Raw genomic sequence first — 16,364 nt, 5'->3', positions numbered from 1 at the left:
CTTGCCCTCTTGAAGTGAGTTTTGCCATTTTAAGATAGAAGAAGCCGCCATATGTCTATCCAGCGACTTGCAGCAAATGGAGCGCAGAGAGACATATGGCGGCGGAAAGCCTATCCTAAAAGTGGCATTACGAACTGAATCCATGGAATCCCCACCACGATAAAGATAGCGAGGTAGATAATCCCAAAGATAGCACCTAATTTCCAGAATTCAGGACCTTTGTTATAGCCACTAGCAAACCAAATTGGGCTGTGACCAGTACCATATGGTGTAAGGATACCCATAATACCCATCGGTACTAACAGAATCAACATGACTTGCGCTGGATCAACGCCAGGAATTTGAAGAATTAAAGTAGCAAATAAACCTACCATAGCTGTTACATAAGCAGTACCAGATGCAAAGAAGTAACGAAGCAAGCAGAATGCTAATAGCAAACCAAGAACTGCCATTGTAGGATCTAAAGAAACCAAAGAACCACCAGCAGATTTAGCAAGCCAGTCTAAGAAGCCTACATTTTTAAGGCCCGAAGCCATAGGTACGAGTGTAGCAAACCAAGTCAAAACATTCCATGCTGGTTTGTTAGCAAGGAAGTCTTGCCATGTCATAATCTTAGTGAAAATCATCAAAATAATAACAATTAAAGCTGTTGTTGTAGGGTTTACTTTGAATGTAGAAGCACCAATCCACAACACAAGAGCCAATACAGAAATTAAGGCCATGAAGATTTCACTGCGTGTCATGGAGCCTAGTTTCTTATACTCATCCTTTGCCCAGGCTGCAATTTCAGGAGAACCTTTCACCTCTGGCTTGCAGAATACATAGGTCAACAATGGAGTGATGATGAACAAGATAAGGCCTACTGGCAAGAATGCGAGGAACCATGTGCCCCAGTTCGCCGCTACGATACCAGATTTAGCAGACAATTCTAGAGCCAATGGATTTGGCGCTGCACCAGTCAAGAAGATAGAGCTAGACACACATGTAGTTGCCAACGCGACCCAGTTCAAATAGGAACCAATTTTACGAGGGTTCTTATCTGGATAGGAATCAAACATCGGACAAATACTAGATACGATTGGATAAATCGTACCACCAGAACGAGCCGCATTACTTGGAATAAATGGAGCCAACACAAGGTCCGTAATAGCAATGGCATAACCAAGACCTAAGGAAGACTTACCAAGCTTTGCTACAAGGAACAAAGCAATACGACGACCAAGGCCAGAGTTTTCATAACCAATACCAATCATGAAAGCGGCAAAGATCAACCATACGATGGCATTAGAGAAACCACTAAGGCCCCAGCTGATAGCTTGCGCATCAGTAATCGCCTTAGCGACACCGGTTGCTTTATCTACCACAGGGGCAGGACCAACCTTAAACAACATAGACACGGTAACAGCAATGATACCGATGAAAGCTGGTGGCATTGGTTCTAAAATCAACCCTACCACGAGGCCAGCGAAAATACTTACATAAATCCAAGAATTTGCGCTAAGACCTTCAGGAGCACCGATGAGCCATACAATAATAGCTACTACAAGCGGTGCGAATAATTTCCAATTCAACTTCATTAGAAACTCTCCTTACTACTTCAAAACAAAAATTACAAAAAAATGCTTATTTAGTATATCAAAAATTTTAATAAGATGATATAAACTTAATCATAACACTTATTAATTGATAATAAACTTTTAGTAATAAATTTCATCCTACTAGATAATTTTAATTTTATGCAATATAATATAAATATCAAAAATTATTGATTTATCAAAAGGATTCACATGAAACCATTTATGCATTATATAAAACCCTTATGGTTTCCTGCTGCCATAGTATCGCTTCTTTCCTTACTCACCGTGGCAGGCACATTATATATACCAACATTAACGGCAACCATCATCAATGATGGTGTACTTCGTGGCGATTTAGACATGATCACGAACTCTAGCATGAACATGCTTGTTGTGGCACTACTAACCGTCCTATCCGCTATTCTAGGCGTTGCTATGAGTGCGCATATCTCAGCATCTTTAGGCAAGGTATTGCGTGACGATCTAGTAAAAGCATTACAATGCTTTTCACTCCGCGACTTTACCCACTTTGGTACCGGCACCATATTGATGCGCACAAGCAGGGACGTAGAAAAAATTCAATCTGTTCTCGGGGAAGGTTTAAATATGATCCTCCCTATGCCACTCATGATTTGCGTCGGTCTAGGACTTACCTTCTATAAGAGCTGGCAACTAGGTCTCGTCATCCTTGCCGTTATGGCTTGCATGATACTTACCATTATCTTTATTGAAAGTCGCGCCTTGCCAATTATCAAAGCTATACAATTAAAGCTAGATGATATCACCGATATGGTTCGAGATCATATCGTAGGTATGCCTGTTATCAGAGCTTTCAACAGGAGAACCTACGAAAACGACAAGGAAATTGTTATTTTCACAGAGTCCGCCCGACTGAACAAAAAACTGCGCCAAACCTTTGCTATCGGTTTACCGACCATACTCATTCTATTTAATATGAGTACCGTAGCTATTCTCTGGTTCGGCGGCTACAATGTCAGCATGGGCTCCCTACAAGTTGGTGATATCATGGCCGTTATCGAGTATGCAAACCTCATCCTATTGAGCATGCTCATGGCCATATTCGTAATCATCGACATCCCGGAAGCTATCGTGTGTTACGCTCGCATTCGTGAGTTGTTAGAACACGAAAATACAGATACATTCCCAGAACCATATGCTAGTAGTATTACAAATTCAATGTCTCAATCTACTAAGCATTCTACTAATCAAGGAAGCTACCAAACCTCTACAGGTACAGAAACCGTAACCGCAACGGCAACGGCAACTGCAACGGCAACGGCAACGGCAACGGCAACGGCAACGGCAACGGCAAACGATAATACACCACTTTTGGAATTCCGCAACGTTACCTTCCGTTACGATAATGCTGAGTCCCCTGCACTTGAAAATATCTCCTTTACGGTACATCACGGCAAAACCTTGGCGATTATGGGCGATATCGGTTCTGGTAAAAGTACAATCACTAACCTCATCCCCCGCCTCTTCGCCATCGAGTCTGGAGATATTCTCTTTAAAGGTAAATCCATCTATGAGTGGAATGTAGATGACTTGCGCGCTCATATTGGCTATGTACCACAAAAGGCTTATTTGTTTACCGGAACTATCGATATGAACGTTCGATATGGAGCCGCATCAGGACAAGTACTGTCAGTAGAAGATGTAGAAAATGCATGCCACTTGGCTAAGGCAGATGAGTTTATCAATCGTCTTGAAGGTAGTTACCAGTATATGGTTTCCCAAGGTGGTACCAATCTATCTGGTGGTCAACGACAGCGCCTCGCCATGGCTAGAGCCTTAGTGCGTAAACCTGATTTATTCATATTCGACGATAGCTTTTCCGCCCTAGACGGCACTACAGAGCGTGCTGTTCGTACAGCACTACATGAGGAGTTACAAAAGGACAATCGACCAGCCCTCATTTCTGTGGAGCAAAAGGTAAGCGCCGCAAAAAAAGCAGACCATATTCTAATCATTAACAGAGGTCAAGTTGCAGGATATGGCACACATGATGAGCTAGCGACTACCTCTACTGTATATCAACAGATTTTAGCATCTCAGGAGGTGACAGCATGAGCCCATTACGTCGTTTCCTAGTCGAATCTAAAAGCCAATGGGGCTGGCTTGCTCTCCTCATCTTAGCACTTATTACTGCAGCTATATTTGAGGTCTCCGCTCCAGTGTTACTTGGTAAAGTGGTAGATGCTATTGTTAGTGGATTACAAACAGATCAAGATATTAATACTATCTTTGCCTCTATTGATACAATCATCCTCTGGCTCATTGCCATCTATAGTGGGCATGCCTTATTCACCTACTTTGGGGAATACATGATGGCTTCTATCGGTTCAAAGACAGTACTCGCTTTACGTACACGCATGAGTACTCATTTATACTCATTGCCTATCGAGTACTTTCACGATCACCAGCGGGGCGATTTACTAAGCCGCCTTACGTCTGATTTAGATACTGTAGCAGAAACAATCGGTGAAGGTGTACCAGGCCTTGTCTCTGCCATTATCGGCATTATTGGTGCTACTGCTATGATGCTTTGGATTAGCCCTATATTAGGGGCCTCCATTATCGGTATTATACTAGTCGGCATCGTATGTTTAACGTGGCTATCTAAACGAGCACGCCGCGTGTACCTTAGAAATCAGAATGCCTTAGGCGCTTTCAATAGTGGCATTGAAGAAATTGTTGTAGGAAAACCAATCATTCAAACCTTTGGTCTGGAAGATACTACGACGAATCAAGTACAGGTGCTGAATGAAAATCTATTTAAAAGTATGCGAAGCGCTGCTTTTACGAGTCAGCTCGTAGAACCTCTTGTAAAATTTCTAAATCAATTCACCTATTGCCTCGTCGCTATTCAAGGGGGCCTCATGGTGTTGCGTGGTGCTATTTCTATTGGTGATATCCAGGCCTTCTTCCTCTATGTAGGCCAAGTATCGGATCCACTCTCTCGTAGTTCCTACATTATGACAAAATTTCAAGAAACTGCCGCCGCTTTAGGCCGTATTTATGAGATCATAGATACACCTTCTGAAATCGATAATGGAAAACTTGTGTTATCTAATAGTAAATCCCCTATTAACACAGATACGATTGGCTCAGATCCCTCTATAATGACTAATACCTCGAATCCTATAACGCATACAGGCACTATCGACTTTGAACATGTTGATTTTGGCTATACCCCCTCTAATGTATTTATGAAGGATATCAACATTCATATTCCTGGTGGATCCATGGTAGCCATTGTAGGCCCTACGGGAGCTGGTAAATCAACCTTAGTGAACCTCATCATGCGCTTTTACGATATTATGAAAGGCCGTATCACCATTGATGGCGTCGACATTCGTGACGTATCTCGTGAAAGCTTACATAATACGGTAGGCATGGTATTGCAAGATGCATGGATTTTCACAGGCACTATTGCTGATAACATCGGCTACGGTAAGCCAAATGCTAGTCGTCAGGAAATCGAATATGTAGCAAAGCTTGCCATGGCAGATCACTTTATCCGCACCTTGCCAAATGGTTATGATACAGTGCTCAAACAAGGTGGTGATGACCTATCTCAAGGTCAACGCCAATTAATTACCATCGCTCGTGCCTTCTTGGCAGACCCTAGCATTCTTATCCTCGACGAAGCAACGGCTAACGTAGATACCCGAACCGAGCTGGAGGTTCAAAAAGCCATGAACACCCTTCTCAAAGGTCGAACTAGTATCGTTATCGCCCATCGCTTATCAACAATAAAAAATGCCGATTTCCTACTAGTTGTAGAAAACGGCACCATCGTAGAACAAGGGACACACCACGAACTCATCAAACGCGGTGGTCACTATAAAGAACTATACGAAAACTATGCTGCGGGCATGAGCGTATAAATTATATCAATACGATCTTGAACCAACATACTTCAAGCTTGTTGACCTACAATAGTAAAACAAGAAAATACCCACTGCCTCATCTATAGGTAGTGGGTATTTTAATTAACTCTTTATATAGCAATCACTTTTTAATCAATTCTTAATTATTAATTAGATTATATTTAATTTTATTTTATTTTTATGTTATAATTTACTTGTAATTGTTTTGTATAACAAGGAGAGTATATTATGATAGTGAAGAACCTTGTGTTGGCGAGTATTGCTTGCACCCTCTTAGCCCCTCTTTGTCTAGCAAATGCTAGCACACCGAAAAATGCTGAATCTCATAAAAAAGAAATTCATGCAGTAGTAGAGATGGGAGCTGGAAAATCAAAAGTTACATATTATGATACGTTAGAAGAAGCTACGGTAGTTCGTGAAAAAGAGTTAGATGAGCAAAATAAAAGAACCATAGAAAATCGTAAAAAACGGGGCATTCAAAGAAAAGAACAAATTATAAGTTCTATGAAAAAGGAATCCCCTCGTCCACCAGTGGAGAAAACAGCAGAAATACAATCTGCCATGTATAGTAGTTTTCTAGGAACTACTTTTGATTTACATATGGTTGAAGTATATACTGCAGACTACGATACGATAAAATCCGGCCAACCTTATGTATATGCAGAGTATGTAGATACAAACTACGCACATATAGCTGCAGGAAAAGAAAAAGAACTAGTAATTTTTGCTCCTGCGGTTATTACTACATTTAGAAAGGATGAAAATAAATCCTTTGGTTTAGATGCCTATCTTTACTTTATTAACGAAGAAACTAAAGAGATATCACTTGCTAGGTCTGCTGATATGGTAGGCGTAAAAGATGTATCCGGTTTTGATAAAGATCGAACAAAACTATTTGAATTACCATCTCATAAATTAGAAATCTCTGATGATAACTATAAGATGGGTAAAATACTCTATGAAAAACTAACAAAAAAGAAATTATAATACAAAGAACCTCAGCAAAAATGTTGAGGTTCTTTTCGTATCTATATACTTTTATTTAAGATTAAAACAGGTCCTTTACATCAAACCCATCATCTATATCGATTAAACAAGAACAATGATCCTAATATGATTGGTGCCCCAATATAAAGCCCCATGTTTGGAAATTCTCCCAATAAGAATGCCGCTACTATAGCTGCCACGATTGGTGAAATATACATAAAGTTGGTTACATCAGATACCTTTTCAGCATGTTCAAAAGCATAACTCCAGAATACAAATCCTAAAGCACTGGAAAAGAAAGCCAAATACACCATGGCTAGTTGTGCACTAAGTGGTGCCTGTACAATCATTTCAATAGCATGATCTGCAAAAGGTAATGCCATAATGGCACCTGTAAACATTGACCACATAGCTATGGTAATGGAGTTATAACCTTTCAGGCTAAGGCCACGATTGAGGATATTATAAATCGCAAACAATATCATACCTAATAAAGTCCACAATGCACCCATAGGAATTGTAAGAGTAGAATTCCAAAGAATAATAATAGCTACACCTATAAATGCAGTGATAGTAAAGATCCATCCGACAGGACGTATTCTATCTTTATAGACCACTAATGCTAAAAGTGCTGTCGTCATAGGCGTCAAAGCCATAATAATACTTGAAGTAGCCGCTGGGATTGTGCGAAGTCCTTCATTAAAAACGATTTGATAAACGAAATTCCCTGTAGCACCTAATAAAATATATATGCCCCACTCGCGCCAAGATGTAGGGATGTGTAATCCTTTGAATACACCAATAATTAGCATGAGTATAGCACCACCTACCACTCTTGCTACAGAGAGTGTCAATGCATCTACTGACTGTAATGCCAGTTTACCAAACGGAAATGCTGTAGCCCATACGGCAATCGTGGCAGATGCACCCAAAATAGCTTTCATTCGATTTGTCATTAGCATCCACCTTTCACAGTATCTATATAGGATCTTTAAAGTTACATTACGCTAAATACACGTATTCACAAGTGATTGAGAACTAACTCATCCTATCTAAACTAAGTCCATCAAAACGCAGTATATATTACATAACATATTTTAATATTACCATAATACATTACTAATATTATAAAAATTTAGTTCCCTTATATCGAACTCTTTCTATTTATTGATATAAATTTTCATTATCTAACAATAATAGAGTTTCCCAAACGCCTAAGTATACATCGTTCAAACATTACAATCTGTTCCTATAGTTACAGACTTTATAAAGAACACAAACTACTGAATTTAAATATAAATAAATACTATACTTACGAAAACTGCATAGCATGTATTGAAAATCCATATCATTTAAAATTTGTTAAATCATGACAAACATTGTACACTATAGGCATAGAAATCTATAGTTATATCCTTTTATGGAGGTGCAAAATGCAACATACTGCATGGAAAGATTTTAACACAGGTGTGTGGGATAAAGCCGTTGACGTACGCGACTTTATTCAAAGAAACTATATCCCCTATGAAGGGGACGATTCCTTCCTTGCTGGTCCTACAGAAAGAACGACAAAATTATGGGACCAAGTAATGAAGCTTTATGAAGAAGAACGTGAAAAAGGCGGCATGATTGATGCCGATACTTCCGTGGCCACACACATTACTGCCCATGCGCCAGGATATATCGACAAAGACCTTGAAACGATCGTTGGTTTGCAAACTGACAAACCATTAAAACGCGCTATGTTCCCTTATGGTGGCTTGCGTACTGCGAAATCCGCTATTGAAGAATACGGCTTCAAAATGGATCCGCAAACAGAAGACTTCTTCAAAAAGCACCGTAAAACTCACAATAATGGCGTATTTGATGTATATACACCTGAAATGCGTGCCGCTCGTACGGCGCATATCGTAACTGGTTTACCAGATGCTTATAGCCGTGGCCGTATCATCGGTGACTATCGCCGTATCGCTTTGTATGGTGTAGATTATCTCATTGAAGAGAAAAAAGAACAATTCAGCATCACTATGGGCGATATGCTGGAAGAAGTAATTCGTGACCGCGAAGAAATTCAAGATCAAATCCGATCCTTAAAAGAATTGAAAGAAATGGCTGCGTCCTACGGTTACGATATTTCTGAACCAGCTAAAGACGTTAAAGAAGCTATGCAATGGATTTACTTCGGCTATCTTGGCGCTATTAAAGAGCAAAACGGTGCTGCTATGTCCATCGGCCGCAACTCTACATTCCTAGACATCTACGCAGAACGCGACCTTCGCAATGGTACATACACAGAAGAACAAATCCAAGAGTTCGTAGATCATTTCATCATGAAATTACGTATGGTTCGCTTCGCACGTATTCACGAATACAACAACTTGTTCACAGGCGATCCTGTGTGGACTACTGAGTCCATCGGTGGTATGGGCACTGACGGTCGTACATTGGTTTCAAAAATGTCCTTCCGTTACCTACATACATTAACTAACCTTGGTCCTGCTCCAGAACCAAACCTCACTGTATTGTGGTCCCCTCGCATGCCAATCGGCTTCCGACGCTTCTGTGCAAAACTATCTATTGAAACATCTTCCATCCAATACGAAAACGACGACTTAATGCGTCCTAATTCTGGTGATGACTACGCTATTGCATGCTGTGTATCTCCAATGCGTATTGGTAAAGAAATGCAATTCTTCGGCGCTCGTTCCAACTTGGCAAAATGCTTGCTTTATGCAATCAATGGCGGCGTTGACGAAAAATTGAAGAAACAAATTGGCCCTAAATACCGCCCTATTACTTCTGAATACTTAGAGTTCGACGAAGTATGGGAAAAATTCGACGACATGATGGAATGGTTAGCAGGTGTATATGTAAACGCATTGAACATCATTCACTACATGCACGACAAATATGCTTATGAAAAACTAGAAATGGCATTGCATGACCGCAAGGTAACTCGTTGGTTTGCAACTGGTATTGCTGGTTTATCCGTAGTAGCTGACTCCTTGTCTGCTATTAAATACGCTAAAGTAAAACCTATTCGCGACGAAAACGGCATCGCTGTTGATTTCGAAATCGAAGGTGACTTCCCTAAATATGGTAACGATGACGATCGTGTAGATAGCTTGGCAGCAAAAGTTGTTTCCACATTTATGAACAAGATTCGTAAACATCCTACATATCGTCAATCCGTTCCTACTATGAGCTTGTTAACAATTACTTCCAACGTAGTATATGGTACTGCAACAGGTTCCACACCAGATGGTCGTAAAGCTGGTGAAGCTTTCGCTCCTGGTGCTAACCCAATGCATGGTCGTGATACTCACGGTGCTATTTCTTCGTTGGCATCCGTAGCAAAAATGCCATGGCGTGATAGCTCCGATGGTATTTCCAATACCTTCTCTATCATTCCTGACGCATTAGGTAAATCTGGTGAAACATTTGTGTCCCTCAGCGATTTTGATATCGAGTTAGATCCATCTCAATTGCCTAACTCCAATACAAACTTCGCATGTAGTGAACCGAATGTTACTATAAAGGAAGATAAATAACGTCTTCCATAGTATCGGACTGCTTTCACCGGCACCGATACGAGTGTTAGTCTTGGTTGAAAGGAGGTAATACCCATGAGCAACCAACAACAAATTGATAACTTGGTAGAGTTATTGGATGGCTACTCCCAAAAAGGCGGTCATCATTTGAACGTTAACGTGTTCACTCGCGAAACATTGTTAGACGCTCAAAAGCATCCTGAGTTGTACCCTCAATTGACTGTTCGTGTGTCTGGTTACGCAGTGCACTTCAGCAAATTGACTAAAGCACAACAGGACGAAGTTATTTCCCGTACATTCCATCAACAAATCTAATCGAGGTTTTCTATGACAGGACGTATTCATTCGGTCGAAACAATGGGTACGGTTGATGGTCCAGGCATGCGCATGGTGGTTTTTCTCCAAGGATGCCCCATGCGTTGTGCTTATTGCCACAATCCTGACACATGGAATGAAATTAGTGATGATGCTAAATTCATGACTGTTGAGGAGTTGTGGGACCAGTACGAACGTAACCGCCAATTTTATACTAATGGTGGTATCACCGTCACAGGTGGGGAAGCTCTGATGCAAATCGACTTTGTTACTGAGCTTTTCACATATTTCCGTGAAAGAAACGTCCATACCTGTTTAGATACAAGTGGAATTTGTTTTGATCCCCACCAAGAGGTGGCCTACCGTAAGCTACTCAATGTCACTAGTCTCGTCATCCTAGACCTTAAAGAAATCGATCCTGATAAACATCTGTGGTTAACTGGCAAATCGTTAGAGCCTATTCTCGGCTTTGCTCGATTAACAGCAGACGTAGAAGTTCCCATTTGGGTTCGTCACGTTGTAGTTCCTACAGTTACAGATAATGCAGATCATCACTATCGTCTAGGCTTTTTCCTAGGATCCCTGAAAAACTTACAAGCCGTTGATTGCTTACCATATCACGTTATGGGTACTGCTAAATATAAGGAGTTAGGAATTACCTATCGCCTAGAGGGCATACCGGCCGCAACAAAAGATTTAGCAGCCAAAGCGACAAGAACCGTGGTAGAAGGCATCAAGGCCTATCGACGCCATTGGTGGAGTCCCATCAAAACACAACATCAATCATAATCAAGTTTGAGGATAACTACCTCCCTTGATATATATACATATATATACCAAGACTTGATCTATGATAGCCCTAAAAACAATAGAGCCGCCCCCACACAACCGGGGACGGCTCTTATTGCGTTTAAATAAACTTTCTATCATACAAACGGGCTGCAATGAGGACAACCAAACAGGACCCCACATTATGAACTAACGCACCAGTAGTAGGTGTCAAAACCTCAAGTAATGAGAGAATAATAGCGATACAGTTAATAGCCATTGATAAAGCAATACTAAATTTAATAGTTCTAATCATAGCATCTGATAGTCGCTTAATATAAGGAATTTTGCTAAGATCTTCACTCATCAACGCAATATCAGCTGTTTCTATGGCAATATCACTACCGATACTCCCCATTGCAATACTCACATCAGCAGTCTTCATAGCTGGTGCATCATTAATTCCATCACCAACCATACAAACCTTGTGGTGTTTTCCTTGCAACTCTTCAATAATTCTCATTTTTTCGCCAGGTAAAAGCTCCGCATGTATTTCAGAAATACCTGCTTTTTTGCCAATATATGTAGCCGTTTCTTTACTATCCCCCGTAAGAAGTACTGTTTTCATAGCTAGGCTAGAGACTGCAGACAACATATCTGCCGTATCTCGTCGCATTGTATCAGATAAAGCAATAATACCTATAATATGATCTTTATCTGCAATAATGATGGATACCTTTCCTTCACTTCGATATGTATTAACGTTTTGTTGAACCCTTTCATCAACAATAATATTATTTTCCTCAAGAAAACGTTCATGACCACAATATAATGTAACACCGTTTATTACGGCAATAATGCCCCTTCCTACGGACATTGTAAACGAAGTAGTAGTAAGTATTTGTAAATCTTGTTGTATGGCATGAGAAACGATAGCCTTGCCAATAGGATGCTCGCTCTTAGCCTCTGCAGATGCAGCTAATTGAAGAATATCGGCCTCACTATAATCTGTATCAACGACCAAAATAGATTGAACCGATAACTGACCACGTGTTAATGTGCCGGTTTTATCAAATGCCATGGTATCTACTTTTCCCATAGTTTCAAGAATTTCACCAGATTTAATAATAACGCCATGTTTAGTAGCTTGACCAATAGCGGCCATAACCGCAGTAGGTGTAGCAAGCACCAATGCACAAGGACAAAATACTACCAACACAGTAACACCGACGATGATATTTCCAGTTACTAGATAGCCTATACATGCAATCATCAATGCAATAGGAACCAATCGACTAGCAACAGTATCAGCTATGCGCTGAATCGGAGCCTGTTTCTGTTCCGCATTTCTAATAAGCTGAATCATTTTTTGAATAGAACTATCTTCGCCCACTTTAGTAGCTATAATATCTATGGCACCAAAACAGTTAATAGTTCCACCAAATACATCATCATCAATTGTTTTATCAACAGGTATAGATTCTCCTGTCATAATGGATTGATCTACTGTTGTTTCACCGTTAATGATTCGCCCATCTACAGGTATTGTTTCGCCCGGAAGGATTCGCAAGTAATCACCACTTTGTATAGACTCTACGGAAATCATTATTTCTTTGTTGTCTTGTATTTTACGACCCTTAACAGGTACTAACGAAATTAACTTTTTTAACCCCTTTTTTGCTCGCTCGGTAGTTGATTCTTCAAGGAGAGCGCCTAAAGCCATAATAAACGCTACCTCACCAGCCGCAAATATATCTCCGATGGCAATGGCTGCAAACATAGCCATGGAAATCAATAGAGCTGATGAGATTTTACTAATTCCCTTATTATATACAATCCTTCGAATAGATAAATACACAAGAGGAAAACCACAAATAATAACTGTAACCCAAGAAGGCTCAAAAGGGAATATATTTTGAAACGGACTCTGTCCACCAAACTCCTCTATCAAATGCGGAATTCCATCAAGCAGTAAAAATAGCCCCGCTAAAATCGTCATATATAAACCAGATAATATATCATGTATACGATGTACCATACAGCAATCCCCTTATAAAACTTTCACTATCAATATGAATTGAATTATGACTACACTTACAGTACAATAATTACGATAGCGAACACTTTGTTCACTTTAATTGTATCAACCTATGGTTTTAATACAATATATAAAACATCATATATGTTCATTACGGAACATATATGATGTTTTGTACTAAATGTATAACAGGAGTTAATATGGATCGTAGACAGAAAAGAACTCGCAAAGCCATATTTATAGCTTTTAACGAATTATTATCTAAAAAGGCGTATGACAAAATCACCGTTCAAGAAATCATTAGTGCCGCAGATATTGGCCGCACCACATTTTATGCTCATTTCGACACAAAAGAGGCATTGCTAGAAGCCCTCTGCGAAGACTTATTTTTACATATAAAAGATAGTATTAATCATTTACCTCATGCTCATGGGCTTTATCAACAAAGTATTTACCCAGTCTCAGTATTTGGTCATTTATTACAACATTTACAGCAAAATGAAAATAAAATCCTCGAACTACTAGCTAGTGATAATAACGAAATCTTTTTGCGGTATTTTAGAGATCATCTAAATGAGTTGGTGCAAGGATATTTCATCAATCAAGACCGTAAAGCAAATACAAATCTACCGGATGACTTTATCATCAATCATATTTCAGGTAGTTTTGTCGAAATGGTGTTATGGTGGGTAAAAAACGGCATGAAAGAATCGCCTACAAAATTAGACCATTACTTCCATGCCGTTATAGAACCTATTATATAATTATTTAAATTCTATCAAGATACAACATTAATTGGTTCCCCCTTAAAAAAGGCTTGTACATTGTCACGAATAATGCCTACCAAGCGTTGACGTGTTTCAAGACCTTTCCAGCCCATATGAGGTGTGATAATAACATTATCCAGTGTATATAGAGGGCTATCCTCTGCTGGAGGTTCTACCTCTTGTACATCAAGGCCTGCACCTGCAATGCGTTTAGCCGCTAATGCTTCACAAAGATCTGCTTCATTAATGAGAGGACCACGGCCAGTATTTACGATGACTGCACTAGGTTTCATTTTGCCGATGGCTTCTTTATTAATGATGTACTTAGTTTGGTCATTCAATGGGCAATGCAATGTAATATAATCACTATTTTCTAGTAATTCATCAAGACTTACATAACGGATACCGTCACCATCAGCCTTTGGTGTGCGCGTATGAACCAAGATATTCATACCGAGTGCCTTTGCTACTTTGATCACCTCCATACCAATGTGACCAGCACCGACAACACCTAATGTTTTACCATTCACTTCTGTGTGGCTCACTTGTAAATGTTTTGTAAAATTACTGCGATCACCTTTAGCAAGCATGCCAATTTGTTTCTGCATTGTAGACGCAAAATTGAGGATCATCATGATTACCGTATGTGCTACGCGCTCTGTACTATATGCGGGGATATTACACACAGTGATGCCTCTTTCCTTAGCAGCGTTGAGGTCAATATTATTATAACCTGTCCCCGCTTCTACGATGAGCTTTACTGTATCTGGGAATTGTGAAAGCAAATCAGCCCCTACTGGTAATTCTTTTGTAACTACAACGCGAGCCCCTTGAATACGTTCTATAAGCTCTTCATTTGTACTATCATCATAAACCTGTACATCACTAGATAATACAGAAAAATCTAATGCTTGGTCGTAATTCATTTTACTTGCATTTACCACTACTACACGTTCGCTCATGATAACCTCCTACATAGCTATTAAAATTTATAGAGTATACATAATGTCTAAATTTAGGGGTGCATACACCTATTAAGGAAAATACTCCTATATAAATTATACTATTATTTATATGATTTTATACTATTAATATCATAGAGAACTATATTAATTAGTATACTTTCACGTTTATTGTATATAATATATGTATAAAAATCATAAAAACAGAATTTCTGTATAAAACTTTCACAAAAGTATTGTGTAATTCCCCAAAAGTTATAAAATAAAAGTAATGTTATATAGAATTGAGGAATACCATGAGACCCACCTATTTGACCATAAATACAAGTCTCGTTCGTGAGAACTTGCGCAAAATTAAAGATAGTTTACCGGAATGGAGCACATCTACCGCTGTTATCAAGGCCAATGGCTATGGTCATGGCAGTGTTATGATGGGCCGTATTGCCGTAGAGGAAGGTTACGAATCCTTAGCGGTTGCCATTCCCGAGGAGTCCGTACCTCTTCGCAACGCAGGTATTATGGTGCCAATTTATTTATTAGGCCTCACCAGACCTCAGTCCTTTGAGCTCGTAGCAGATACGAATTCCATCCCTGCCGTCTGCGAGTCTACCGATTTAGATGCTCTCGATAAAGTGGCGGACAACCATGATATGATCATTCGCGTTGCCGTGGCTGTCGATACGGGCATGCATCGTATTGGTATCAAACCTGAGGATGCTGTAGAGTTTATCAAACGTGTTGAGTCCTACGAAAATCTTGAAGTAGACGGTTTCTTCTCTCATATGAGTAATGCGGACGCGGCAGATCAAACGCACGCTCATAGCCAAGCTATGAAATTTCATCGCATGGTAGATGAAATCAAGGCATTCCGACCAGATGCAGATTACCGCTTCTCTCTCGCCAATAGTGCGGGATTATTATCTGTAAAAGATAGCTTGTTTACCGACGCTCGCCCTGGTATCATTCAATACGGTATTATGCCGTCTTTAGATGTGCCAAATCGCTTAGGCCTAAAACCGGTTCTATCCTTCCATAGCGAAGTCGTTCACGTCCAACAAGTTCCGGCAGGCGAAGGCATAGGCTATGGTTCTACCTATGTTACGCCTGAGCCTATGACAATTGCTACAATTCCTGTAGGCTATGCTGACGGATATCCTCGTAGCTTATCTAATCGAGGCACCGTGTTGATCCATGGTACACGTTGCCCTGTAGTAGGCCGCATCTGTATGGACCAATTCATGGTAGCCGTTCCAGATACGATTACGGTAAAACCTGGTGACAAGGTTGTTCTCTTAGGTTCTCAAGGCCATGAAAGCATTTCAGCACTTGAGATTGCCGCCCTTGCGTCTACGATTCCTTACGAGATTTTCTGTGGCTTCTCTAAGCGCGTACCTCGCCAATATATATAAAATACTGAGTATAAATACTAAATTTAAAGACTCCATATAAGCAAAAGCGCAGATATACATTATAATATCTGCG

11 protein-coding genes and 1 pseudogene are annotated in these 16,364 nt (G+C 40.0%); 8 read left to right on the top strand and 4 right to left on the bottom strand.

All coding sequences use genetic code 11. From position 1 onward, the window contains the following. Window positions 1–110: 110 nt before the first annotated feature. Window positions 111–1,577 carry a DASS family sodium-coupled anion symporter gene (locus tag KH364_RS03960; protein WP_009351845.1) on the bottom strand — a complete coding sequence of 489 codons (1,467 nt, stop codon included), beginning with the start codon at window positions 1,575–1,577 and terminating at the stop codon, window positions 111–113. A 210-nt stretch (window positions 1,578–1,787) separates the two neighbouring features. Here KH364_RS03960 and KH364_RS03955 point away from each other — a divergent pair, with 210 nt between their 5' ends. The 3 genes from KH364_RS03955 to KH364_RS03945 all read left to right on the top strand — a co-directional run bounded on the left by KH364_RS03955 (window position 1,788) and on the right by KH364_RS03945 (window position 6,481). Beyond that, window positions 1,788–3,671 carry an ABC transporter ATP-binding protein gene (locus tag KH364_RS03955; protein ID WP_273298694.1) on the top strand — a complete coding sequence of 628 codons (1,884 nt, stop codon included), beginning with the start codon at window positions 1,788–1,790 and terminating at the stop codon, window positions 3,669–3,671. After that, window positions 3,668–5,491, top strand: a complete 1,824-nt coding sequence (locus KH364_RS03950; protein WP_273298693.1) for an ABC transporter ATP-binding protein — start codon at window positions 3,668–3,670, stop codon at window positions 5,489–5,491. The genes KH364_RS03955 and KH364_RS03950 overlap by 4 nt, the downstream gene beginning before the upstream one ends. 231 nt (window positions 5,492–5,722) lie before the next feature. Further along, the gene (locus tag KH364_RS03945) at window positions 5,723–6,481 is read left to right on the top strand and encodes a hypothetical protein (RefSeq protein ID WP_273298692.1); all 759 of its coding nucleotides are present in this window, start codon (window positions 5,723–5,725) and stop codon (window positions 6,479–6,481) included. Between the two features lie 89 nt (window positions 6,482–6,570). On the opposite strand, the gene KH364_RS03940 is transcribed toward KH364_RS03945, so the two are convergent. Further along, window positions 6,571–7,437: a DMT family transporter gene (locus KH364_RS03940; protein ID WP_273298691.1), complete on the bottom strand. Its 867-nt coding sequence runs from the start codon at window positions 7,435–7,437 to the stop codon at window positions 6,571–6,573. Window positions 7,438–7,914: 477 nt separating this feature from the next. On the opposite strand from KH364_RS03940, the gene pflB reads away from it, so the two are divergent. From pflB to pflA, 3 genes and pseudogenes are all read left to right on the top strand, one after another. Continuing rightward, the gene (pflB, locus tag KH364_RS03935; protein ID WP_273298690.1) at window positions 7,915–10,032 is read left to right on the top strand and encodes a formate C-acetyltransferase; all 2,118 of its coding nucleotides are present in this window, start codon (window positions 7,915–7,917) and stop codon (window positions 10,030–10,032) included. A 132-nt stretch (window positions 10,033–10,164) separates the two neighbouring features. Then, a pseudogene (locus tag KH364_RS03930) lies at window positions 10,165–10,347 on the top strand (autonomous glycyl radical cofactor GrcA); the annotation flags it as partial. A 12-nt stretch (window positions 10,348–10,359) separates the two neighbouring features. After that, window positions 10,360–11,136, top strand: a complete 777-nt coding sequence (gene pflA, locus KH364_RS03925; protein ID WP_273298689.1) for a pyruvate formate-lyase-activating protein — start codon at window positions 10,360–10,362, stop codon at window positions 11,134–11,136. Window positions 11,137–11,257: 121 nt separating this feature from the next. On the opposite strand, the gene KH364_RS03920 is transcribed toward pflA, so the two are convergent. Further along, window positions 11,258–13,153 (bottom strand): cation-translocating P-type ATPase, encoded by a 1,896-nt coding sequence (locus KH364_RS03920; protein ID WP_273298688.1) that lies wholly within the window; start codon window positions 13,151–13,153, stop codon window positions 11,258–11,260. Window positions 13,154–13,353: 200 nt separating this feature from the next. On the opposite strand from KH364_RS03920, the gene KH364_RS03915 reads away from it, so the two are divergent. After that, on the top strand, window positions 13,354–13,917 hold the full coding sequence (locus tag KH364_RS03915; RefSeq protein ID WP_273298687.1) for a TetR/AcrR family transcriptional regulator: 564 nt from the start codon (window positions 13,354–13,356) through the stop codon (window positions 13,915–13,917). Between the two features lie 14 nt (window positions 13,918–13,931). Here the strand turns inward: KH364_RS03915 and KH364_RS03910 are convergent, their stop codons facing one another. Then, entirely contained in the window at window positions 13,932–14,882 is a 951-nt protein-coding gene (locus tag KH364_RS03910) for an NAD(P)-dependent oxidoreductase (RefSeq protein ID WP_273298686.1), read from the bottom strand. A 296-nt stretch (window positions 14,883–15,178) separates the two neighbouring features. Between KH364_RS03910 and alr the strand changes: the two genes are divergently transcribed. After that, window positions 15,179–16,291 (top strand): alanine racemase, encoded by a 1,113-nt coding sequence (gene alr / locus KH364_RS03905; protein ID WP_273298685.1) that lies wholly within the window; start codon window positions 15,179–15,181, stop codon window positions 16,289–16,291. The last annotated feature ends 73 nt before the right edge of the window (window positions 16,292–16,364 follow it).

Origin of the sequence: Veillonella sp. oral taxon 158 (genome assembly GCF_018376515.1) — a bacterium.
Classification (GTDB): domain Bacteria; phylum Bacillota; class Negativicutes; order Veillonellales; family Veillonellaceae; genus Veillonella; species Veillonella rogosae.
The sequence above is the reverse complement of the archived record's forward strand: the minus strand, read 5'-3'. Positions and strand labels throughout refer to the sequence as shown.

Bases quoted from the DNA above. Each gene is read 5' to 3' on its own strand.
- KH364_RS03960 (WP_009351845.1), bottom strand. From the start codon at position 1,577: ATGAAGTTGAATTGGAAATTATTCGCACCGCTTGTAGTAGCTATTATT.
- KH364_RS03955 (WP_273298694.1), top strand. From the start codon at position 1,788: ATGAAACCATTTATGCATTATATAAAACCCTTATGGTTTCCTGCTGCC.
- KH364_RS03950 (WP_273298693.1), top strand. From the start codon at position 3,668: ATGAGCCCATTACGTCGTTTCCTAGTCGAATCTAAAAGCCAATGGGGC.
- KH364_RS03945 (WP_273298692.1), top strand. From the start codon at position 5,723: ATGATAGTGAAGAACCTTGTGTTGGCGAGTATTGCTTGCACCCTCTTA.
- KH364_RS03940 (WP_273298691.1), bottom strand. From the start codon at position 7,437: ATGACAAATCGAATGAAAGCTATTTTGGGTGCATCTGCCACGATTGCC.
- pflB (WP_273298690.1), top strand. From the start codon at position 7,915: ATGCAACATACTGCATGGAAAGATTTTAACACAGGTGTGTGGGATAAA.
- pflA (WP_273298689.1), top strand. From the start codon at position 10,360: ATGACAGGACGTATTCATTCGGTCGAAACAATGGGTACGGTTGATGGT.
- KH364_RS03920 (WP_273298688.1), bottom strand. From the start codon at position 13,153: ATGGTACATCGTATACATGATATATTATCTGGTTTATATATGACGATT.
- KH364_RS03915 (WP_273298687.1), top strand. From the start codon at position 13,354: ATGGATCGTAGACAGAAAAGAACTCGCAAAGCCATATTTATAGCTTTT.
- KH364_RS03910 (WP_273298686.1), bottom strand. From the start codon at position 14,882: ATGAGCGAACGTGTAGTAGTGGTAAATGCAAGTAAAATGAATTACGAC.
- alr (WP_273298685.1), top strand. From the start codon at position 15,179: ATGAGACCCACCTATTTGACCATAAATACAAGTCTCGTTCGTGAGAAC.